The sequence below is a fragment of the Bifidobacterium eulemuris genome (assembly GCF_014898155.1).
GTDB lineage: Bacteria > Actinomycetota > Actinomycetes > Actinomycetales > Bifidobacteriaceae > Bifidobacterium > Bifidobacterium eulemuris.
Window position 1 is genome coordinate 2639032 of sequence record NZ_CP062938.1, and the last position, 22658, is coordinate 2661689.

Annotated in this window: 10 protein-coding genes and 1 CRISPR repeat array (1 of these 11 running past the window's edge); all 10 genes read left to right on the forward strand. The window is 55.3% G+C overall.

Annotated features, from left to right (window positions below; all coding sequences use genetic code 11):
• Positions 1-208 precede the first annotated feature (208 nt).
• Complete coding sequence (locus BE0216_RS10745; protein WP_143249333.1) at positions 209-2467, forward strand: exo-alpha-(1->6)-L-arabinopyranosidase; 2259 nt, start codon at positions 209-211, stop codon at positions 2465-2467.
• A 460-nt stretch (positions 2468-2927) separates the two neighbouring features.
• Positions 2928-3446, forward strand: a complete 519-nt coding sequence (locus BE0216_RS10750) for a MarR family winged helix-turn-helix transcriptional regulator (protein WP_158217244.1) — start codon at positions 2928-2930, stop codon at positions 3444-3446.
• Entirely contained in the window at positions 3443-5293 is a 1851-nt protein-coding gene (locus BE0216_RS10755) for an ABC transporter ATP-binding protein (protein WP_094637560.1), read from the forward strand. The genes BE0216_RS10750 and BE0216_RS10755 overlap by 4 nt, the downstream gene beginning before the upstream one ends.
• A complete protein-coding gene (locus BE0216_RS10760) occupies positions 5290-7290 on the forward strand; it encodes an ABC transporter ATP-binding protein (protein WP_094637561.1) in 2001 nt (666 codons plus the stop codon). Before BE0216_RS10755 ends, BE0216_RS10760 begins: the two co-directional genes overlap by 4 nt.
• 555 nt (positions 7291-7845) lie before the next feature.
• Entirely contained in the window at positions 7846-9051 is a 1206-nt protein-coding gene (gene cas7g, locus BE0216_RS10765; protein WP_094637562.1) for a type I-G CRISPR-associated RAMP protein Csb1/Cas7g, read from the forward strand.
• A complete protein-coding gene (csb2, locus tag BE0216_RS10770) occupies positions 9051-10796 on the forward strand; it encodes a type I-G CRISPR-associated protein Csb2 (protein WP_094637569.1) in 1746 nt (581 codons plus the stop codon). Before cas7g ends, csb2 begins: the two co-directional genes overlap by 1 nt.
• Complete coding sequence (gene cas3g, locus BE0216_RS10775) at positions 10784-14101, forward strand: type I-G CRISPR-associated helicase/endonuclease Cas3g (protein ID WP_094637563.1); 3318 nt, start codon at positions 10784-10786, stop codon at positions 14099-14101. The genes csb2 and cas3g overlap by 13 nt, the downstream gene beginning before the upstream one ends.
• A gap of 4 nt (positions 14102-14105) precedes the next feature.
• Positions 14106-15152, forward strand: coding sequence for a hypothetical protein (locus tag BE0216_RS10780; protein ID WP_094637564.1), 1047 nt, complete (start codon positions 14106-14108; stop codon positions 15150-15152).
• Positions 15153-15190: 38 nt separating this feature from the next.
• Positions 15191-16783: a CRISPR-associated endonuclease Cas1 gene (gene cas1 / locus BE0216_RS10785; protein WP_211279952.1), complete on the forward strand. Its 1593-nt coding sequence runs from the start codon at positions 15191-15193 to the stop codon at positions 16781-16783.
• Between the two features lie 10 nt (positions 16784-16793).
• The gene (gene cas2 / locus BE0216_RS12265; RefSeq protein ID WP_094637566.1) at positions 16794-17090 is read left to right on the forward strand and encodes a CRISPR-associated endonuclease Cas2; all 297 of its coding nucleotides are present in this window, start codon (positions 16794-16796) and stop codon (positions 17088-17090) included.
• A 224-nt stretch (positions 17091-17314) separates the two neighbouring features.
• Positions 17315-22658: a CRISPR direct-repeat array (repeat unit 36 nt; unit sequence ATTGCTGGAGTTTCTACTCCAGCACTTCATTGAGGA); it runs 1209 nt beyond the window's last position.

The following is a 22658-nucleotide window of genomic DNA, read 5'->3' on the forward strand; positions in this document are numbered from 1 at the left end:
TTCGTCGTCTTTGACGACTATCGGCCGCCGTGAAGCGGCGAAGTCCACCTTAACCATACGGTCGGTAGGCTGTGATTTCAATGAGCGATGGCGTGTCGGGTGATAATAGTTGATAAACTACCTACCAACCGGTTGGTAATGTATATCACCGTTGATCGGCACATCAATCGGCGACAACGAAGCGCGAACATCAAGAAATGAGGAACCCATGAGCGAGAACACCCTTCCCTCCGTCAACGACCTCACCCTGGAAGAGAAGGCGTCCCTCACCTCAGGCGGCGACGCCTGGCATCTGCAGGGCGTCGAAGACAAAGGCATCCCGGGCTATATGATCACCGACGGCCCCCACGGCCTGCGCAAATCCCTCGCCGTCGAAACCGGTTCCACCGACCTGAACGACTCGGTGCCCGCCACCTGCTTCCCGCCCGCCGCCGGACTCGCCAGCTCATGGAATCCCGAACTCATCCATCAGGTCGGGCAGGCCATGGCCGAGGAATGCATCCAGGAGAAGGTCGCCGTGATCCTCGGCCCCGGCGTCAACATCAAACGCAACCCGCTCGGCGGACGCTGCTTCGAATACTGGTCGGAGGATCCGTACCTGGCCGGACACACGGCCGTCGGCATCGTCTCCGGCGTGCAATCCAAGGGCGTGGGCACCTCCCTCAAGCATTTCGCGGTCAACAACCAGGAGACCGACCGTCTGCGCATCTCCGCCAACGTCTCCCAGCGTGCCCTGCGCGAGATCTACTTCCCGGCCTTCGAGCACATCGTCAAAACCGCCCAGCCGTGGACCATCATGTGCGCCTACAACCAGATCAACGGCGTGCACGCCTCGCAGAACCACTGGCTGCTCACCGAGGTGCTGCGCGACGAATGGGGATTCGAAGGCATCGTGATGAGCGACTGGGGCGCGGCGCACGACCGCGTCGCCTCGCTCAACGCCGGCCTCAACCTCGAGATGCCGCCGAGCTTCACTGACGACCAGATCGTCTACGCTGCCCGCGAGGGGCGCATCGACCCCGAACAGCTCGACCGGATGGCCCAGGGCATGGTCGAACTGGCGAACAAGTCCCGCGCCGCCATGAGCATCGAAGGCTACCGTTTCGATGTGGACGCCCACCATGAGGTCGCCCGTCAGGCGGCCGTCGAATCCATGGTGCTGCTCAAGAACGACGATGCCATCCTGCCCCTCGACCCGACGGCGAACATCGCCGTGATCGGCGAATTCGCCCGCACCCCGCGCTATCAGGGCGGCGGCTCCTCGCATATCACCCCCACCAAGATGACCAGCTTCCTCGACACGCTCGCCGAGCGGGCCGTCGCGGCGAACTTCGCCCCCGGCTTCACGCTCGACCTGGACGAGCAGGATCCCGCGCTGGTGGCCGAAGCCGTCGAAACCGCCAAGGGCGCCGACGTGGCGCTCATGTTCCTGGGATTGCCCGAGGCCGCCGAATCCGAAGGCTTCGACCGCACCACCCTCGACATCCCCGCCAAGCAGGTCGCGCTGCTCGAAGCCGTCGCCGCCGAGAACCCGAACGTGGTTGTCGTGCTCTCCAACGGCTCCGTCGTCAGTGTGCATCCCTGGGCGAACAACGCCAAGGGCATCCTCGAATCCTGGCTGCTCGGCCAGGCCGGCGGCGGCGCGCTCGCCGACGTGATCTTCGGCGAGGCGAGCCCCTCCGGCAAGCTCGCGCAGAGCGTGCCGATGGACATCAACGACGACCCGAGCATGCTCAACTGGCCGGGCGAGGAGGGCCACGTCGACTATGGCGAGGGCGTGTTCGTCGGCTACCGCTACTACGACACCTACGGCAAGGAGGTCGACTACCCGTTCGGCTTCGGCCTGAGCTATGCGACCTTCGAACTGTCCGACGCGGCCGTGTCCAAAACCGGTGCCAACACCGCGTCCGTGACCGTGACCGTGACCAACACCTCCGATGTGGACGCCGCCGAAACCGTGCAGGTCTACGTCGCGCCGGGCAAGGCCGAGGTCGCCCGTCCCAAGCATGAGCTCAAGGGCTTCAAGAAGGTGTTCCTCAAGGCCGGCGAGTCGGCGACCGTGACCATCGAGCTCGACGAGCGCGCCTTCGCCTACTGGTCCGAGCGCTTCAACGACTGGCATGTGGAGGCCGGCGAATACACGGTCGAGATCGGCACCTCCAGCCGCGACATCGCCGCCAAGGGCGTGGTCACGCTCGACGGAGACGGCAAGGCTCTGCCGTTGAACGAATGGTCCACCTTCGGCGAATGGCGTTCCGACCCGGTTGGCGCTCCGATCGTCGAGGCGATGCATGCCAAGGGCGAGTCGGGCGAACTGGTAAAACTGCCCGACAGCGACATGATGACCATGTTCCTGGAATCCATGCCGATCAACAGCATGACCACCCTGCTCGGCGCCTCGGGCAAGGAGATCACCGCCTTCCTGCTCGACGAATACGCCAAGGTGACGAAGTTGAGCGACCGATAAACGTCCTCCTCTAGGGCCTAGGGGAGGAGATACGAAGCCGAGGGAGCCAGTCCGCGATGAACCGGTGCGGGCTGGTTTCCTCGGCTTCGTTGTCGTGGCTGTCGTTGCCGTCGTGGGAATTCCTATCCGTCATCCTTGGCTGATGGTCGCTTCCTTTTGCCATTCTGGACGGAATGATCCCCTCCTTGTCATCCTGAGCGGAACGAAGTGGAGTCGAAGGATCTTCGAAACGATGATCTTGTGTCAGGAGATCCCTCGACTTCGGCCTGCGGCCTCCGCTCGGGATGACGGGGTGCTTTCCGCTTGCGCTTTGAGGATGTTGGGGCCTGTGGCCTCTGCTCGGGATGACGAGGGTGTGTTCGATTGACGCTTTGCGCGACACGCCGATTGTTGTAGATGCAACTGTTGTATATGCCACCTATTAAGGTGTATGGAGCACACATCGGAAGGAGGCGCGCGCATGACAGACGATTGCGATTCGAACCGCATTCCGTTGGGGGTTGCGGTGCGTTCGCTGAACAACATGATCGCGCGGTACGTCGCGGTCACCTCGTCGCAGGACCGCTGCGAGGTCACCGGCGTCAACGCTGATATCATCGTTTTTTTGGCGCAGCATCAGGATCGGGACGTCTTCCCGCAGGATCTGGAACGACGGTTCAGCACCACGCGTTCCACCGTATCGCGCGTGCTGGGCCTGATGGAAAGCAAGGGGCTGGTCGAACGCCGACCGGTCGAGCGCGACGCCCGCTGCAAATCGATTGTGCTCACCGACAAGGCGAAGGCCATCGCCGAGTCGATGCGTCAGCATGGGGATGCGATGGAACGCATGCTGCTGCGGGGCATGGACGACGAGGAGGTGGCGGCATTGCGCCGCAGCCTGCATACGATGCGGGACAACCTCATCGCCACCGGCAAGGTCGGCAAGGACGACAAAGAGTGTATGGACGATACGACAATGGAAGGAAAGGACAGGGTATGACATCCACAACCGTGGACCGCGACGGCAACGCCACGTCGCAGGCCCAGCAGCAGACCCCGCCGGCCAAGGTGCCGGTGGTGCGCACGCTGCTCAAATCACTACGCGAATACAAGAAGGCGAGCCTACTCACCCCGGCGTTCGTCGCCGTCGAAGGCATCCTCGAAATCGTCATCCCCACCGTGATGGCGGAGCTCATCGACGAAGGCATCACGGGCGGTTCGATGCCCGCGGTCTGGAAGTTCGGCATCATCCTGCTGTGTCTGGCGATGGTCTCCCTGGCCAGCGGCTTCCTGTCCGGCAAGTACGCGGCCATCGCGTCCGCCGGCTTCGCGAAGAACCTGCGCCACGACCTGTTCGAGAAGGTGCAGGGCTTCAGCTTCACCAACATCGACCGCTTCTCCACGGGCTCCATCGTCACGCGCCTGACCACGGACGTGACCAACCTGCAGAACGCCTACCAGATGATCGTCCGTCTGGGCGTGCGCGCCCCGATCATGGTGGTCGTCGCCTGGCTGTTCTCCTTCCGCATCAGCCCGTCGATCTCGCTGGTGTTCCTCGCCTGCATCCCGATTCTGGGCGTCGGCCTGATGGGACTGGCGGCGCTGGTGCACCCGGTGTTCGAGCGCGTCTTCCACACCTACGATGAGCTCAACAACACGGTGGACGAGAACCTGCAGGGCGTGCGCGTCGTCAAGTCCTTCAACCGCGAGGACCATGAGGTCAGGAAGTTCTCCCGCGTCTCCGAACGCATCTTCGTCGACTTCGTCAAGGCCGAGAAGATCATGAGCTTCAACATGCCGCTGCTGCAGTTCTGCATGTACGCCTCGCTCATCCTCATCGCATGGATCGGCGCGCAGCAGATCGTCGCCTCCGGCAACAACGCCGCCCTGGGCCTGACCACCGGCGACCTGACCGCGTTGGTGACCTACGCGATGCAGATCATGATGAGCATGATGATGCTGTCGATGATCTTCGTGATGGTCATCATCTCACGCGCCTCCTCCGAACGCATCTGCCAGGTGCTCGTCGAGCAGAGCACCGTGACCGACCCCGAGAATCCGGTCACCGAGGTCGCCGACGGCTCCATCGCTTTCGAGGACGTGAGCTTCCGCTACTCCGACAACGCGGAGAAGCCGGTGCTCGACCACATCGACCTGAAGATCGAATCCGGTCAGACCATCGGCATCGTCGGCGGCACCGGTTCCGCCAAGTCAAGCCTCGTGCAGCTCATCCCGCGTCTGTACGACGTGACCGAGGGCTCGCTCAAGGTCGGCGGACGCGACACCCGCGAATACGATCTGGAATCCCTGCGCGACGAGGTCGCCATGGTGCTGCAGAAGAACGTACTGTTCTCCGGCACCATCGCCGAGAACCTGCGCTGGGGCAATCCGAACGCCACCGACGAGGAGCTGCGCCACGCCTGCCAGCTCGCCCAGGCCGACGGATTCATCCAGGAATTCCCCGACAAATACGACACCTACATCGAACAGGGCGGCACCAACGTCTCCGGCGGCCAGCGCCAGCGTCTGTGCATCGCCCGAGCGCTGCTCAAGAAGCCGAAGATCCTCATCCTCGACGACTCCACCAGCGCGGTCGACACCAAAACGGACCAGCTCATCCGCGGCGCGTTCCACCACGAGATCCCGGACACCACGAAGATCATCATCGCCCAGCGCGTGGCCTCCGTGCAGGAATCCGACATGATCATCGTCATGGACAACGGCCGCGTGCTCGACAAGGGCACGCACGACGAGCTGCTCGCCAGCTGCGACGAATACCGCAGCATCTACGAATCGCAAACCAAGAACCAAGCCCAGCCCGAGGAACTGGAAGGAGGCCAGGCATGAGCGCGCAGAACAAACCGCAGATGGCCAAGGCCGCGCCTGGCACCACCAAGCGCATCTTCGGCTACATCTTCAAATACAAATGGCAGGTCGCCCTCGTCGTCGTGTGCATCCTGCTGTCCGCCGCGGCGCAGGCCGGATCATCGCTGTTCCTGCAGTCGTTGATCGACACCTATATCCTGCCGATGATCGGCGTGAGCGACCCCGATTGGGCGCCGCTTCTGCAGGCGCTCGTGTTCATGGGCTGCCTGTACGCGGTGGGCATCTTCAGCACCTGGTTGTACAACTGGATGCTCGTCGACATCGAACAGGGAACCCTGAAGGACATCCGCGACGAGATGTTCGCCCACCAGCAGGAACTGCCGATCCGCTACTTCGACACCCACGAGCACGGCGACGTGATGAGCCACTACACCAACGACACCGACACGCTGCGCCAGGCCATCAGCCAATCGTTCCCGCAGATGTTCTCGTCGGCCATCACCGCGCTCGCCGCGCTGATCTCCATGCTGTGGCTGTCCGTGCCGTTCACCGTGTTCGTGCTCGTGTTCACCGTGCTGCTCATCGTCGTGGTGCGCGGCATCGTGAGCCGCTCCGGCCGCTACTTTGTGCGCCAGCAGCATGAGCTCGGCGACGTGAACGCCTTCGTGGAGGAATCCGTCAACGGCCAGAAGGTCATCAAGGTCTTCAACCACGAGGACGCCACCCAGCGCGACTTCGACGAGCGCAACGAACGCCTGTTCCACGCCAGCTCCGAAGCCAACATCTACGGCAACATCACCATGCCGGTGGTGGGTAACATGGGCTACATCCTCTACGTGCTGCTCGCCATCGTCGGCGGATCCGTCGCGCTGTCGGGCATCGGCAACTTCGGCCTGTCCGGCGCTGGCCCGCTCACGCTTGGTACGCTGATCTCGCTGCTCACACTCTCGCGCTCCTTCGTCAACCCGATCGGCCAGGTCTCCATGCAGTTCAACATGGTGATGATGGCCCTCGCCGGCGCCTCGCGCATCTTCGCGCTGATGGACGAGCCGGTCGAAGACGACGGCGGTACCGTGACCTTGGTGAACGTCGAACTCGACGAGGACGGCCGCACCATGCGTGAGGTCGACCACGTGACCGGCAACTGGGCGTGGAAGCGCGAGGAAGGCGATGACGGCACGCGTTCGCTGGCCGCCGCCCACCTGCTCAGTCCCAAGGCCGCCGAAGTGGCGACCAAGGCCCGCGAGCAGGCCGTCACCTCCCCGGACGGCCGACTGACCCTGCTGCGCGGCGACGTGCGCTTCACCGACGTGACCTTCGGCTACAACCCCGACAAGCCCGTGCTGCACGACATCACCTGGTTCGCCAAGCCGGGCCAGAAGATCGCGCTCGTGGGCGCGACCGGCGCAGGCAAGACCACGGTGACCAACCTCATCAACCGTTTCTACGATGTGCAGGAAGGGCAGATTCTTTATGACGGCATCTCCGTCAAGGGCATCCGCAAGCCCGACCTGCGCCGCTCGCTCGGTATCGTGCTGCAGGACGTGAACCTGTTCACCGGCACCGTGATGGACAACATCCGCTACGGCAAGCTCGATGCCACCGACGAGGAATGCATCGCCGCGGCCAAGCTCACCAACGCCGACGGATTCATCCGCATGCTGCCCAACGGCTACCACACCGTGCTCGAAGGCGACGGCTCCGGCCTTTCGCAGGGTCAGCGCCAGCTGATCTCCATCGCGCGCGCCGCCGTGGCCGATCCGCCCGCGCTGATCCTCGACGAGGCGACCTCGTCGATCGACACCCGCACCGAGGAGGTCGTGCAGGCCGGCATGGACGCGCTGATGAAGGGCCGCACCGTGTTCGTCATCGCGCACCGCCTGTCCACCGTGCGCAACTCCGACGTGATCATGGTGCTCGACCACGGCCGCATCATCGAACGCGGCTCGCACGACGAGCTCATCGCGCAAAAGGGCGAGTACTACCAGCTTTACACCGGCGCGGTCGAGTTGGAGTAGTTCGTCCAAACGCTCAATAATCCAACAGGAGGCAGCGACTTTCACCAAGTCGCTGCCTCCTTTGCGTTAGCCAGGTTTTGTCCTCAGCAACATGGCGGACAATTTGCTGTTCGTCTGGATTGCTTCTCTGTAAAAAACTGCTATCATGGTCGATGATAGGGGTATGAGGTCTTTCTTCAGACTTCTATCTCATAATTACATATAACACAAAGTGCTCTCGGAACCTGAATCCGCCAGAACCAGGTTCCAAAGGCAGGAAAGGAGGTTTTAATGAGTACGACAGCATGGATCATCTTCATACTCGCCCTGCTTGTTATCCTGCGATAGCAAGTATAGCGCGCTTTCTCTGTGCATGTTACTGGAAGGCGTGCTGTGCTTTCTTCATTGAGGGATGCAATCATGCGATAGAAGTTCGCAGGATATAACATTCCCGGCAATGCCGGGACTTCGTTGATGAGCTGTGTTGGTGTGTCCGGCGTCGTGTCGGGCACACCACACGGTATCATCGCATCCAAGTGTTGGGCAGGGTTGCCTGACGTTTTGAAAGGGGAAACAATGGAAACGTTGACGTTGGAAATGCTAAACGAGGCTGTTCGTACCGGAGGCCCCGCGAGCTTGTGCGAGCGTATTGAGCTGGAACCTGCGGGAGGGGTTGAGGGTGTGGTGGCCCCGGCGAAATATGTCGGCAACAGCGGTCCCACCTACATTATTGAGAAGCGTTTTATTGCCGGAGATGAAGAGCCTAAGCGTGTCATATTGCTGGATTCGCGACCTTCCCAGTCCAATCGTCTGGAAAAGACCATCAGTGACGCCATGAAAGATGGCGAAGGTGTTCTGAGCAAGATGCCTCGCATTCGTGTCACCTATGAGACGAAGACAACTGGCGCAACAACATTTCTTGACAACGAGCTGCCACATAGGGCATTTGATGGACATATTCGTGTGGGCACGCATGACGGTAGCCTCACTTCCGAGGTGGAAGAGTATATTCAAGCGCGAAATGCGACGCTGGAGAACCTGCTTCCATTGTTCAACTTGTCTCCGGACACAGTGACCTTCGGCGGATGGGACTCCACACGAAGCCGTAATCAGCTGAGGATTCCTTCAGTCTTCTCAGGGGAAGTGATCGGTGTCCTTGCTGACCAGAGCAATGACGATCCCGTTATTCATCGTGCTGGAGCCAGAGTCGATCCAGTGGAAGCCAGTGTGTCTTTTGAAGATAAGAAGGATCGAGATGCGATTGTCAAAGCCGCGGTTGATCTTAGCAAGAAAACGGCTGACAAATTCATAAAGGACAACGACGGCAAGGGATCCACCATTGGGCTTGGAGCGATTCCTCCGAGTGCGGATAAAGACAAGGATTTCGACGGAGTGGCGATCAGCAAGGCCATCTGCATTCATGTGCTCAGCTTCGCCACACTACGCACGTTCCGTTTCGGCAAGGGCAAGGAAGGCGATGAAGCGATTCGTGCGTTGATCGCAGCCGTCCTGCTTCGAGCAATGGTGGGTTATAACGCTGATCCAGTGCTTAGGGCGAACTGCTACCTTGTCGAAACTGGTCCGGCAACGATGACGCTGGACCGGCGCGGCGGCAACAAGACGGAGCTGGAGCCGCTCACCATTGAGGTGGCGGAGCAACTGCTTCAAGAAGCATATGATCAGGCCCATGCCAAGGCTGGGATTACGTGGGAAGGCCAGACGTTCGAGGTCGTCGGCAATCCTGAAGTAATCAACAATAGTTCTGACGAGGGGAATGACTGATGCCATTTGCGATCTCAGCGAAATTCTTGCTGGGAACGTATCAGGGGCGTGACTCCGGGGGTGTGCCAGAGTGCTATCCGTCGCCGGATCGGTTGTATAAGGCGTTGGTTTCCACCGCCTATACCGTGTTCGGATTTGAGCGGCCTGATCGTTCCCAAGCTGAGGAATTGTCTGATAACGACATACTGAAAGCGTTGCGTTGGCTTGAGGGCAACCCCCCGGACGCAGTGTTTTTGCCGCGAGCTTACTTCAGCGCGGATAGAGCGTCTTCTGAAGCGGTGGTCTTTCGCCAAAAAGGATACATCGAAAAGAGCAAAGGGCAACAGCGTCCGAAAGTGTCATCGGCATCGGCCTCAACATCGGTGACGTATGCGGATGATACGACTGATGGGTTGCTGACTTGGCAGTGGGAACAGGAACCTGCGGAAGACGTTGCCAATACACTGTCTTTGCTGTGTTGGGAAGTGCCGTATTTGGGCGAAGCATGCTCGAAAGTGCGGCTGACAACGTCAAAATTGCACGGTGGCGATTATCCCCTGAGCGGCTCTTTGCAAAAGGACGATTCTGCGAAGTTCTGCAACCTTGGACGGCGAGGGAATGTTCTCTTCGCATGCCCGGGCGTTGGACGTTTGGATGAGCTCAAGCGTGGGTATGAGCAGGTTAATCCCTCCAGATCCAATAAAGCCGTCCGGGGTAAGGAGGATGAGCAGAATTTGCTTGCGGCTGTGCCCATGCTGGACACGGTTGAGGAGGCAAGTTACTCATACCCCGTGAATGATGAAGCTAAGCTTGGTCTGCAAAAACCATGGCCGGATTTCATCGTCATTCCCGTAATCGCTGATCCTGCTGAAAACAGTGATGAACAGTGGCTCCCCGATCAATCTGATTATGTCGGCTGGTCTGTCGCCCTTCACAGGTTCCTGGTGAAGCAGTGGGGGCTGAATCCTCCCGCCTGTTTGACAGGTAAGTATGCCAGCGACATGTATCGACCTGCAAACAACATCGGCATCCAAATTCTCAGCGAAGGCTTGGGCAAGGCGACGGATTTGTTGTCCGATGAGGTCAAGAAATGCGGTCTCCCCGCGTTCCTCCTCATGCTGCCGCAGACCATGTCCGATGAGGAGCGGACTAGGCTGTATGAGGTCTGTCAGCGCAGTCGGGGCAGGCGTGTGTATCTGTCGCGTCATGTCGGGCGGATCCAGCTTGGCGAAGCTCGATACGTACATGACGGTGCATTATGGCGTGCACCCGACGATGACCGAACCCGTTTTTGGAGGCCTTTCCCTCTCTCCGTGGCGGAAACACGTCCCTTGTCGCCGGACCCAGAATCTGGGCGTCGGTGGAGAACTCGGGAGGCGCTGTATTTGTCGCTGGGGCACGTGTGGCGTGACGCTTTCGCCGACAGTCAATCGGTGGATGAACAGCCTAAGAAGTATGAGGCCCGCATGTGGTCGTTGTCGAACCGAGTTGTGGACAGTGCCACATTCTACGTTTGCGACGAACGACCGGTATTCACCGTGAATATGCAGGATTATGCGCATCACATAGACGCCGCGAATGTACTGCGAGGCATGAGCGGGTTGATATCCATTGCGCCAAAGGAATCGGAATCATTGTCTTGCGCCGCAATGGCGATCGGACAAAGTCGTCATTTGGGAGGCGGTCTTCTGCTTCCTGTTGACATCACGAACGATCTTGTGGATCAGGATTCATCGGGAAGAGATGTGCCGGTATGGCTGAAATAACGTTTGTGAATTATCTGGAGGAACGCTTCCGTGCGTTCATCGCAGCGGCACACGATGGTCGGGTGCCTTACCAGTGGCAGATCCGCACGATGCGCATGATTGCAGAACATGGTCGTTGGCCTGACAGAATCGTAGCGCCTACGGCTTCGGGCAAAACCTGTGTGATCGACATTCATGTGTTTTTGAACGCGATGGCTGGATTGCAAGAGGACAAGCAGTCGCCAGAAGATATGCACAATGACGCGAACGAACCGTCATTGCAAAAACTGCCGAGAAGACTGGCGCTGACGGTAAATAGGCGCTCTCTGGTCGATGATCAATATGAAGAGGCGTTGGCGTTGCAACGGAGGATATTGGATTCCGACAAGGATGATGCGCTATATGAGTTTCGATGCGGTTTGGAATCCCGCGCCGGTGCTGGTAAAGATGCTTTGCCGAAGATTGAAGATGACCAGCGTGCCTTGTCCACATTGATTGCCGTTGAGCTGCGTGGAGGACTGGGATCCAACGCGCAGCGGCGTGAATGGCGGTATTATCCTCAGACTTGCGCTGTGATTTGCGCGACGCCGGATATGTTTGGCAGCCGTTTGCTGTTTCGGGGATATGGCACTAGTCGTGCCATGCGGCCGATGGAGGCGGGCGAGCTGGCATACGATACTGTGCTCGTCGCTGACGAAGCGCATCTCAGTCGGCAATTGCTGGAAACTGCGCGGCAAGTATCGCGAATTGAGTCGTTCTCCTCCGACGACACTGTGCGTTCATGCGTTTCGCCGCTGCAAGTGGTGGAGACGACCGCTACTCCGTCCTCCGCGGAGGATCACGCGGATGACATCATTAGCGTTGGTGTGGAGAGTGCGGACTTTACCGTGGACACGGACCTTGCTCGGCGCCTTGGTGCTTCATATAGTGTCGATGATTCCGGAGTGCTTGAGCGGTGTTCGAAGCGTATAACTGTTGATTGTTCTGCGTTGAAAGAGCAAGAGAAAATCAACAACATCGTCGATTGTTGCGAGGAACTTATCGCCAATCATGCCGATCAGACGGCGGATGGTCTGCCCAATATCGTGGGCTGTGTGGTGAACACCGTTTCAACCGCGCAGAAAGTGAAGAAAGAACTGGAAAAGCGGTTGAAAGGGGATGAAAGCAAGGGAACAATACAGAGCTATGTCGGTCCTATGCGGCCGTATGACAAAGAACAAGTAGCGGCATCGTTCCATGACACGTTTGCTGAGAAAAGCTCAGCCCAAGCGCCCTGCTGCATCATCGGCACGCAAACGCTGGAAGTGGGTGTGGATGTCGACTTCGCGGATATGGTTACGGAACTTGCTCCCGCCAGTGCGTTGGCCCAACGTGCGGGACGTGTTAATCGCCGTGGATTACGCGAGTTGTCACATATCTACGTATATGGATTAAGCGATAAGGCGTCTTCGACTGACCGAGAGAAAAATGCTCGGCCCTACACTGTGGAAGAACTGGATGAGTCCCGGAAGTGGATTGACAAGCTGCCAGTTCTGGAAGATGATCATGAATTCAGTGCCTGGGCAATACGTGAGGCCGAGGAACGAGGCAATCCCGTCCCTGTGAGCAAGCCCTCTCGATTGTTGTATCAGCGTCTGGAATCATGGGATGTCGAGAATCTGTCTCATACGGATGAGGATTTGTTCGCTGACTGTTCGATCGGCGAGCTTCAACAGACTCCCTCGGATATCAATCTCTGGCTTCGTGACAGTTTGGATCAGGATATTGCTCCGTCTGTGGGCATTGTTGTGCGTGATCTTCCTTGGGATGATGCGGTTGCCGCGGAATTGATTGGACTGGCCGCTCCGATGGACAGTGAGATTTTCCCGGTCCGCAGTTGGGCGCAGTTGTCGAACCGCACTAATTCGCTGAGATCATACTTGGAAGAGAACGAAGATGAATATCAGCCAATCCGAATGCAGAATGCGATTGGAGAGATTGAACTTCATCATCGTCGAATCTTCCGGTATCGCGCTTCGGCAAACGCCAGCGCACGCGTTGCTGTCTTTACCAATCAGCAGGAGTTCGATATATCACAGTCTGGCTGCGTGGAACCTGGTGATGTGTTCATAGTGGATTCCTATGCACCCTTGTTTAGCGATGCTGAATATCCTGTTTTTGATCCGAAAGACAAGGGAGGCAGCCCAACCGAAGACGTGCTAAATCGCTGCAATGGTGATTGGAATGGGATGGATAAAGCATCTCAATCAATCAAACAACAAGATCTGGTGGTCGTACGTGTTGACCGGACTGTGAGGAATTCGGCCAGCGAAGCCGCAGAGAATCTCCGCATGCAGCTGGATGATATTCAGCAGTACATGGAACAGGGGAGGGTTTCCTCTGAGAAACTTGATGAGAAGCAACGTGAAATTCCTTCTCTGATCCAAAGACTATTGAACGCCATTATGCAGTCGCAATCTCAAGCGGCCAATGAGTTGACCATGGCTGATTATCTTGTTGACGATGGCGAACATGAAACCGAGCATGTGGATACGGTGACATATGCCAAGCGCCATTCACTGTCGTGTCATGATGTGTATTGGTTTGCGTTGCGTAGCGATGCGGCGCTGACAGGTAACGAGCTGTCGCAGGAATCTTCTTCTGTACGGCAGAAGGATGTCGACTTGCACGGTGTCGACTTGCACGGTGTCGACTTGCATGGACCTGAAGGGCATCAGCGGTATGTGGCGAATCGTGCTCAGGCCATTGCCGAGCAGATTGGTTTGCGGGAGCTGGAAAGCTTGTTCTTCAGAGCCGGTTTATACCATGACGAAGGGAAGAAGGATAAGCGTTTTCAGAATCTTCTGCAACATGGAGAGCTGGAAAATTCTGGAGACGATAAGGTTCTCGCCAAAAGTGGCTTTTCATCATGGAAAGGCGAACGTCAATTCCGCGAGGCTAATCAGTTGCGTGGATGGCGGCACGAGCAGCGGTCCGTGGCGGAGTTTCTGACTGCCCGGGACAATGGCGAAATCGAATCTGTTGTGTGCGAAACTGAGTCAGCCGTTGAACTTGTCGAGCGTCTGATTGGTACGTCTCATGGACATGGACGTTCCTCCTTCAAACACGCGACGGACTTCTTGTTGCCTCAGCAGTACGGCGAACCTTCCGAGGAACAACAGGAACGGCGGGAACAACTGTTGAAACACTCCCGGGAATTGTTCGATCAGGGAGGATGGGAGTCCCTGATCGATCGGACCAATCATCGCTATGGCTTCTGGGGCATGGCTTACCTCGAATCATTGTTGCGTGCCGCCGATATTACGGTGTCGAAGGAAGGACGCTGAGACCATGAGTGAACTCGTATTGCCGGTGGATGTCCATGATGCTTTTGACCATCTGATGTTGGTTGGTCTTGCATCCATTCTTGAGGATTCATGGCATGAAACATGCTTGTTGCGTTGGCGGGACTTTCGCTCGGCGGAAATAAGTGCTGACCGGGCTTTTACGCCGGATGATGTGGCGCAAGTCGTCAGCGATCATGCCAAACGATGGGCTCAATCTCCTTGGCTCCGCGCAAAAGGGAACTACACGGCGGACAACAAAGAATCCTCGATTCATGCCACGCTTTCTCCGAGATTAAGCGGCTTGTCCGAATCAGGTGGCTGGTCCAAGCTCCAGAGGGATCGGCATGAGGTGATTGACGCACTGCAGACGGTCGGCGACAGAAGATATGTAGGCGCTTTGGGCGAACCATCGTATTGGTCGGGAAGAGGAAGCAACAAACAGCTGCAATCTGATTCTGGCGCATCCCGATGGGAAATGGTAACGCGAAACAAAGGACAGGAATTCGTTGGAGGACGTTTGCTGCCGTTATCGCATGTCGTGGCGGATTTTTCGGTAGACCGAATCCGTGACGGTTTGCTGGGCAATCTGACAAAAGACGAACTCAACTCCGATAAAAGCGATAGCCGTACGGCCACGGGGCTGCATCGTCCACAAGCGACCGATAACGCTCGCGCATGGTGCGCTTTGATGGGCGTCGCTGCTTTTCCTCATATGGTTACAACGTCCACTAAAAATCGTGATGCAACTGCTGGACTTATGCAGATGGCAGGGAAGCGGCGATTTGCTGTTCTTCCGGTTTGCGATAGCCCTTGGACGTTGTCGAAGTACAGGTCGGTTGTGCGTAGTGCCGCTATGGTGCGTGCAGGAACCGAACTGGTGGATCGCGGTGTCTTGCTTAGCGGCCATACCGAAGAAGGGATTTCTATTTCGAACGGGTGGTTGAAAGAAAAAGGCGTTGTGGCATGTGTTGTGTTTAAGCAATATATGTCAGACAATGCCAGTGCTCCGGAACGCTGGCTGGAAAGAGGACAATTGTACTCCGTCTCATAGTGGATGCGGGTTATGCGCCAATCAACAAAGGAATGCCCATGAATGATGAAGATCCCATCCCCATCAGTCTTGTTGCCAATTACATATTCTGTCCGCGTCGTGCGTGGTTGGAATCTGTCGGGGAATCTATTGATTCTGAGCAGATGGCGCATGGGTTTTATGATCATCGCAAGGTTGATAGAACTGGTGGCGCGTCGGATGCTGATGCTTTTCATGCGGTGAATGTCAGACATGAGGAATGGGGCATATCAGGCAAATTGGATGCGGCTCAGATGACTGACGATGGCGTGGTCATTCGCGAATACAAGGCGACGCCGGTGAAACGTGCCATGACTGTCACTGAAGCAATGCGCATACAGCTTGCATTGCAGGCATCTTGCCTGAATGATATGGGGTATCGGGTTGCAGGTACAGAAATATTTTTCACCACGCATCATCGTCGAGTGGAAGTGGATTTGAACGAAGATGACTATGCCGCAGCGAAGCAAGCAGTTGACGAGACGCGAGCTCTGATTAATTCGGATACCGCCCCTGATCCTTTGGAAGATGATCCTCGCTGTATGCGTTGCTCTCATGTGGGGATCTGCCTGCCGGAAGAACGAAAACTATGCGCGGTGACCCGACGGATCGTGGTGTCTTCTCCGGATAATCAAGTTACCCATCTCACGACGCCTGGAGCGAAGGCTTTCAGTAGAGCGGGACGCATGGTGGTATTCAAGGAAGGTGAAGAGTTGGCCTCCGTTCCTCTGGATTCCATCCAAGGCTTGCAAATACACGGGAACACGGATCTTTCCAGTGGCTTAATTCGAGAGCTTATGTGGCGTGACATTCCTATTATGTGGTGCAGTGGCAGTGGTCGTTTATATGGTTGGTCGGTGCCCTCATATGGCCCCAATGGTGCACAGCGAGTGGAACAGCATGTGGCATCCCATGAAGGTCGGCTCGGCCTTGCACGTGAATTTATCGCAGCTAAAATTCGTAATCAGACCGTGCTGCTGCGTAGATCCGACCGAGATAATCCTGCATTAGAACAAATGCGACGCATTGAACGGCAGGTGGAGAATACGAATCGATGGCAAGACGTGTTGGGATTGGAAGGTGAAGCAGCCTCTCTGTATTTCTCGCAGTTTGGATGCCTTATAAAGCCAGAGAAACGTGCCGATTGGGTTTGGACAGCGAGAATGCGTCGCCCAGCTCCGGACCCTCTTAATGCATTGCTTGACTACGCTTACACATTACTGCTTTCTGATTGCGTGAGGGCGATCGTCGCCTGTGGCTTAGACGCTCATGCCGGTTTTCTTCACAGTAGCAATCGTAATAAACCCGCGTTGGCTCTGGATTTGATGGAAGAGTTTCGAGCGCCTATCGCGGATTCAGTGGTGCAGACCGTTGTGAATAATGGTGAAGTGCGTGCGTCGGGATTTGTTCATTCACTTGGCTCAACTCGCATGGATGATAATACGCGTAAGGCTCTCGTCAAAGCATATGAGCGACGTATGGAGACGGAACTGACCCACCCGATGTTTGGATATAAGGCGTCATGGCGACGAATCGTAGAGATTCAAGCGCGGATGATTTTGGGATATCTTGATGGCTCGCAAGCACGGTATAAAGGCATACGTATTCGGTAGGTGAATTGGCATGACAAGTCTGAAGCAGAGCTATCTGGTGGCATATGACATCGCTGAGGATTATCGACGTAATCGTGTAGCTAAAATACTGCAAACATGTGGCGAGCGACTGCAATACAGTGTTTTTCTGCTTGAGGTGAGACCCACAAAAATGCTCCGAGTTAGGCAGCAACTTGAATCAGAAATGGATCAAAGATTGGATTCGATAATCGTGTGTCCTCTGGGCGCAAGCAGTCAGGCTAGTCAGGAAATGTTGTTCTTGGGAAGGCGAACGTACGAAGACATAGCCACTCCTACAGTGATTTAGCGCCTAGTGTGCTTGAAAAATGACAACTGAAGAGTGTGAATTATCATCGAATATGTTTGCGAGATGTGAATCATCTAGTCATACGCCGTGAACTGCTCGCAGGTGTCTTTGTGCCCTTCGTGGGACGCTCGTGAGTAATAGGTGTTTCATTGCTGGCTTCTAGATATCCACCTCTCGCGGATCGACTTAGAACGTCGGTCTTTCCGGTCAGGTAGGATAAAGCGATTGCTGGAGTTTCTACTCCAGCACTTCATTGAGGAAGCTCAAGCACCTACAACGTGAACAACCCAAGCGAAATTGCTGGAGTTTCTACTCCAGCACTTCATTGAGGACTATAGCAGGCGGCACCGGTCGCCCACTGCTTCTCGAAATTGCTGGAGTTTCTACTCCAGCACTTCATTGAGGAGTGCAGGACGGTGAGTATTCGACGGACAAGCGCGATTGCTGGAGTTTCTACTCCAGCACTTCATTGAGGAGACAATCAGCGCGCCGGATACGATCAGGCCTGTGGTGATTGCTGGAGTTTCTACTCCAGCACTTCATTGAGGAGTAACCTCAAAAACACCGAAGGACAACCGCAACGCCATTGCTGGAGTTTCTACTCCAGCACTTCATTGAGGAGAATTTGAGATTGTCGGCCCACGAGCGGATCTGACATTGCTGGAGTTTCTACTCCAGCACTTCATTGAGGAGACAATCAACGCGCCGGATACGATCAGGCCTGTGGTGATTGCTGGAGTTTCTACTCCAGCACTTCATTGAGGACGTAGCAGCTGACGACGGCGCGGTATCGGCCATGAGATTGCTGGAGTTTCTACTCCAGCACTTCATTGAGGATGTATGGCAACGAGGTGCGATCATGCCAAGACAACGATTGCTGGAGTTTCTACTCCAGCACTTCATTGAGGAAAGGAATATCATCAACAATACCGTGGCGACCTGTCATTGCTGGAGTTTCTACTCCAGCACTTCATTGAGGATACGAAACACAGATTTACGCTTGGGTGCAAAACAAATTGCTGGAGTTTCTACTCCAGCACTTCATTGAGGATTTTATATCACCGTCGGTGACGATGAAGTCAGGTCATTGCTGGAGTTTCTACTCCAGCACTTCATTGAGGATTCCATGCGAGCGTCTCGTACCGGCGATTGAAATAAATTGCTGGAGTTTCTACTCCAGCACTTCATTGAGGAATCGACATGCTGACCGCCCGCCTGGAGGAGGGCAAATTGCTGGAGTTTCTACTCCAGCACTTCATTGAGGACGGGGTAGCGGATACGACATCAGACAGGCCGTGGACGATTGCTGGAGTTTCTACTCCAGCACTTCATTGAGGAAGTGCGAATGGAGATGTCGGCACTTTTGAAGTACAGATTGCTGGAGTTTCTACTCCAGCACTTCATTGAGGAAATGGCAGTGGACAACGCGACGATCATCAACCGATAATTGCTGGAGTTTCTACTCCAGCACTTCATTGAGGAGTATACAGCACATTGATTAATGTTTTGCGAAATGCTATTGCTGGAGTTTCTACTCCAGCACTTCATTGAGGATGTTCGACAGGCCGAGCAATGCCATGACCTCGCGCGGCACCGGAATTGCTGGAGTTTCTACTCCAGCACTTCATTGAGGAAACGATTACCCGGAATTGGAATCCCCGCGCAGGTGGATTGCTGGAGTTTCTACTCCAGCACTTCATTGAGGACTTTAGAGCGCCAGCGCTAATGCCGCCAGCCATGACAATTGCTGGAGTTTCTACTCCAGCACTTCATTGAGGACGCATCGAACGGTAGGGGCGGTAAGATTTCACGGCGATTGCTGGAGTTTCTACTCCAGCACTTCATTGAGGAGATCCGCAGGCCGACTATCTGGGCGCGGATAATTTCATTGCTGGAGTTTCTACTCCAGCACTTCATTGAGGAAAGGTGCATCTCGACGCCGCGCCAACCGACGAGACCAATTGCTGGAGTTTCTACTCCAGCACTTCATTGAGGAGAAAACTGCTCAAGCTGGGATGTCAACAGCATGTAATTGCTGGAGTTTCTACTCCAGCACTTCATTGAGGAAGTTCCTGCAAGTACTGGTTGGTGTTGGTGGAGAGATTGCTGGAGTTTCTACTCCAGCACTTCATTGAGGAGGACAATGATGGCACCGTGGGTACCGCGTACACGAAGATTGCTGGAGTTTCTACTCCAGCACTTCATTGAGGATGATTACGAGGCTTACGCGTGCTTCATGCATGCGATTGCTGGAGTTTCTACTCCAGCACTTCATTGAGGATGATAGCCGGTTTGATTGTTGTCCGCGTACTGGGCGATTGCTGGAGTTTCTACTCCAGCACTTCATTGAGGATGGAATCCCGCCACACAGGGGCTCGGCTTGCGTGTGGAATTGCTGGAGTTTCTACTCCAGCACTTCATTGAGGAGTCGAGGAAAAGCGGACCTTCCGTTAGGCAGTGGACCAATTGCTGGAGTTTCTACTCCAGCACTTCATTGAGGACGCTGTAGTTGAAAGCACCTTAAAAGATGAATTCATATTGCTGGAGTTTCTACTCCAGCACTTCATTGAGGATTGTTAGCCATTTAAGTCTCCTTATTTTCGGTCGCCGATTGCTGGAGTTTCTACTCCAGCACTTCATTGAGGAGCGAATCGTATTCCACACTGTCGAACGCTTCGGCGGATTGCTGGAGTTTCTACTCCAGCACTTCATTGAGGATAATCATGGGCAAGCCAGCGACGCAACGCGCGAGGGATTGCTGGAGTTTCTACTCCAGCACTTCATTGAGGAGACAATCTGTGAGGACAAGTATGGGACGGAAACGAAATTGCTGGAGTTTCTACTCCAGCACTTCATTGAGGACGGTAATGCCGTCCACCGACATTCCACCCCTCAAACGGGGCATTGCTGGAGTTTCTACTCCAGCACTTCATTGAGGAAGCACCGACGGCATCCAGGCATGGTGCCTCGACAACGCCGATTGCTGGAGTTTCTACTCCAGCACTTCATTGAGGATTGAATGGGTATGCCCGTGCAGGTGCCACATGTCATATTGCTGGAGTTTCTACTCCAGCACTTCATTGAGGACTGAACGCGAAGGTCCAGGAGTTCGCGATGGGCAATATTGCTGGAGTTTCTACTCCAGCACTTCATTGAGGAGTAACCTGATGCCACCGGTCACGTAACAGGTAACGGCAATTGCTGGAGTTTCTACTCCAGCACTTCATTGAGGAAGATCCTTCTCCCACGTCGAGGCGTAGCCGGTGAAGATTGCTGGAGTTTCTACTCCAGCACTTCATTGAGGACCGTACAGCGTCGTGGAATGCACGTGCCTTAACGGAAATTGCTGGAGTTTCTACTCCAGCACTTCATTGAGGACAAAACTCAATCACACTGACAGGCATGACGCTTGCATTGCTGGAGTTTCTACTCCAGCACTTCATTGAGGACAAAACTCAATCACACTGACAGGCATGACGCTTGCATTGCTGGAGTTTCTACTCCAGCACTTCATTGAGGACTGTTGGATAAGTTTCTGACGGCGAAGTCGCAGGATTGCTGGAGTTTCTACTCCAGCACTTCATTGAGGATAAAATAGGGCATGATCTCACGCATGGTCTGCCCCAAATTGCTGGAGTTTCTACTCCAGCACTTCATTGAGGACATTCGGGCTGGCCGTAGGGGAGTGGGAGACTGTTATTGCTGGAGTTTCTACTCCAGCACTTCATTGAGGATTCTCTTAGGAGACGGTGATTTCGAATTGGGGTTGGCTATTGCTGGAGTTTCTACTCCAGCACTTCATTGAGGAGAACGTGCGCATCAGCAGCGTCGAAACCGACGATCCAATTGCTGGAGTTTCTACTCCAGCACTTCATTGAGGATGGGATGCAGAATCACAAGAGGAAAGAATCCAATACCAGTGCTGGAGTTTCTACTCCAGCACTTCATTGAGGATGGGCGACCCATAGTCCGCAATTATGTTTCGCGGCGAATTGCTGGAGTTTCTACTCCAGCACTTCATTGAGGAAATCAGGCGTATTCGCTATTGTCCGTGTGGGATGGAATTGCTGGAGTTTCTACTCCAGCACTTCATTGAGGAACTGTTGATCTTGTGCGTGACGGTAAAACGATATTATTGCTGGAGTTTCTACTCCAGCACTTCATTGAGGACGTATCGTCGGGGAATTCGGACACGTCGACGGTGCCATTGCTGGAGTTTCTACTCCAGCACTTCATTGAGGAGGTATCGATTCCATCACCATCCATTGGTGGGATGACCATTGCTGGAGTTTCTACTCCAGCACTTCATTGAGGAACGCAGAATCGCCGCGATCAGTACGCCATCTCGTGGGATTGCTGGAGTTTCTACTCCAGCACTTCATTGAGGATTGCCCAAGTCCACCGACTTCGTGTGGTTCATGCTATTGCTGGAGTTTCTACTCCAGCACTTCATTGAGGAGAGTAACTGCCGCTCAAATCGAGGGAACAGAAGCATCATTGCTGGAGTTTCTACTCCAGCACTTCATTGAGGATCGTACTCGAACACGCCCACCGGCGTCAAGACCCGCGATTGCTGGAGTTTCTACTCCAGCACTTCATTGAGGATTGCGCTACATTCCATAATTCGATTTCGTTTAAAATTGCTGGAGTTTCTACTCCAGCACTTCATTGAGGAGCGAGCAATGGTGGCGCGACCACATCAAAACCCTGCCATTGCTGGAGTTTCTACTCCAGCACTTCATTGAGGAGTTTTGCAGAAGACATGCGAGAAAATAATTCGCACAAATTGCTGGAGTTTCTACTCCAGCACTTCATTGAGGATCCGACGTGTTCAGCCCTGTGCTGCCGCAGTCCGAACATTGCTGGAGTTTCTACTCCAGCACTTCATTGAGGATGGCCATGGCCATCGCCACGGCTCTGTTGAACGCCGATTGCTGGAGTTTCTACTCCAGCACTTCATTGAGGAGTCGAAAATCTGTTCGCGAAACGCCCGAACATTACCACATTGCTGGAGTTTCTACTCCAGCACTTCATTGAGGACAGATCTCCTGCACGCCGTCGGGGAGGTCTTCGAGATTGCTGGAGTTTCTACTCCAGCACTTCATTGAGGAGAGGGCGTGTAGCTCGGTGTGTACGACTGCTGGTAGTAATTGCTGGAGTTTCTACTCCAGCACTTCATTGAGGAGCTAACCCCTTCCACGTCGCCTTACATGCGAAAATTATTGCTGGAGTTTCTACTCCAGCACTTCATTGAGGAGGAAGCACGGTGCAGAACATCGCATACAAGTGGCTATTGCTGGAGTTTCTACTCCAGCACTTCATTGAGGAGAGGCCGTCGAGGCGGCGGACACCACCAAAGGCTCAAATTGCTGGAGTTTCTACTCCAGCACTTCATTGAGGAAATGAGCGGGCGGGCAAATGGGAGACCGACACCAGCATTGCTGGAGTTTCTACTCCAGCACTTCATTGAGGAGGGTTAAGTGGGTCACAAGCATTGCCCAATAGATAAAGATTGCTGGAGTTTCTACTCCAGCACTTCATTGAGGAACCGTCGACCTTGTGCGCGAC

Coding starts and splice junctions, on each gene's coding strand:
- BE0216_RS10745 (WP_143249333.1), top strand. CDS start 209: ATGAGCGAGAACACCCTTCCCTCCGTCAACGACCTCACCCTGGAAGAG.
- BE0216_RS10750 (WP_158217244.1), top strand. CDS start 2,928: ATGACAGACGATTGCGATTCGAACCGCATTCCGTTGGGGGTTGCGGTG.
- BE0216_RS10755 (WP_094637560.1), top strand. CDS start 3,443: ATGACATCCACAACCGTGGACCGCGACGGCAACGCCACGTCGCAGGCC.
- BE0216_RS10760 (WP_094637561.1), top strand. CDS start 5,290: ATGAGCGCGCAGAACAAACCGCAGATGGCCAAGGCCGCGCCTGGCACC.
- cas7g (WP_094637562.1), top strand. CDS start 7,846: ATGGAAACGTTGACGTTGGAAATGCTAAACGAGGCTGTTCGTACCGGA.
- csb2 (WP_094637569.1), top strand. CDS start 9,051: ATGCCATTTGCGATCTCAGCGAAATTCTTGCTGGGAACGTATCAGGGG.
- cas3g (WP_094637563.1), top strand. CDS start 10,784: ATGGCTGAAATAACGTTTGTGAATTATCTGGAGGAACGCTTCCGTGCG.
- BE0216_RS10780 (WP_094637564.1), top strand. CDS start 14,106: ATGAGTGAACTCGTATTGCCGGTGGATGTCCATGATGCTTTTGACCAT.
- cas1 (WP_211279952.1), top strand. CDS start 15,191: ATGAATGATGAAGATCCCATCCCCATCAGTCTTGTTGCCAATTACATA.
- cas2 (WP_094637566.1), top strand. CDS start 16,794: ATGACAAGTCTGAAGCAGAGCTATCTGGTGGCATATGACATCGCTGAG.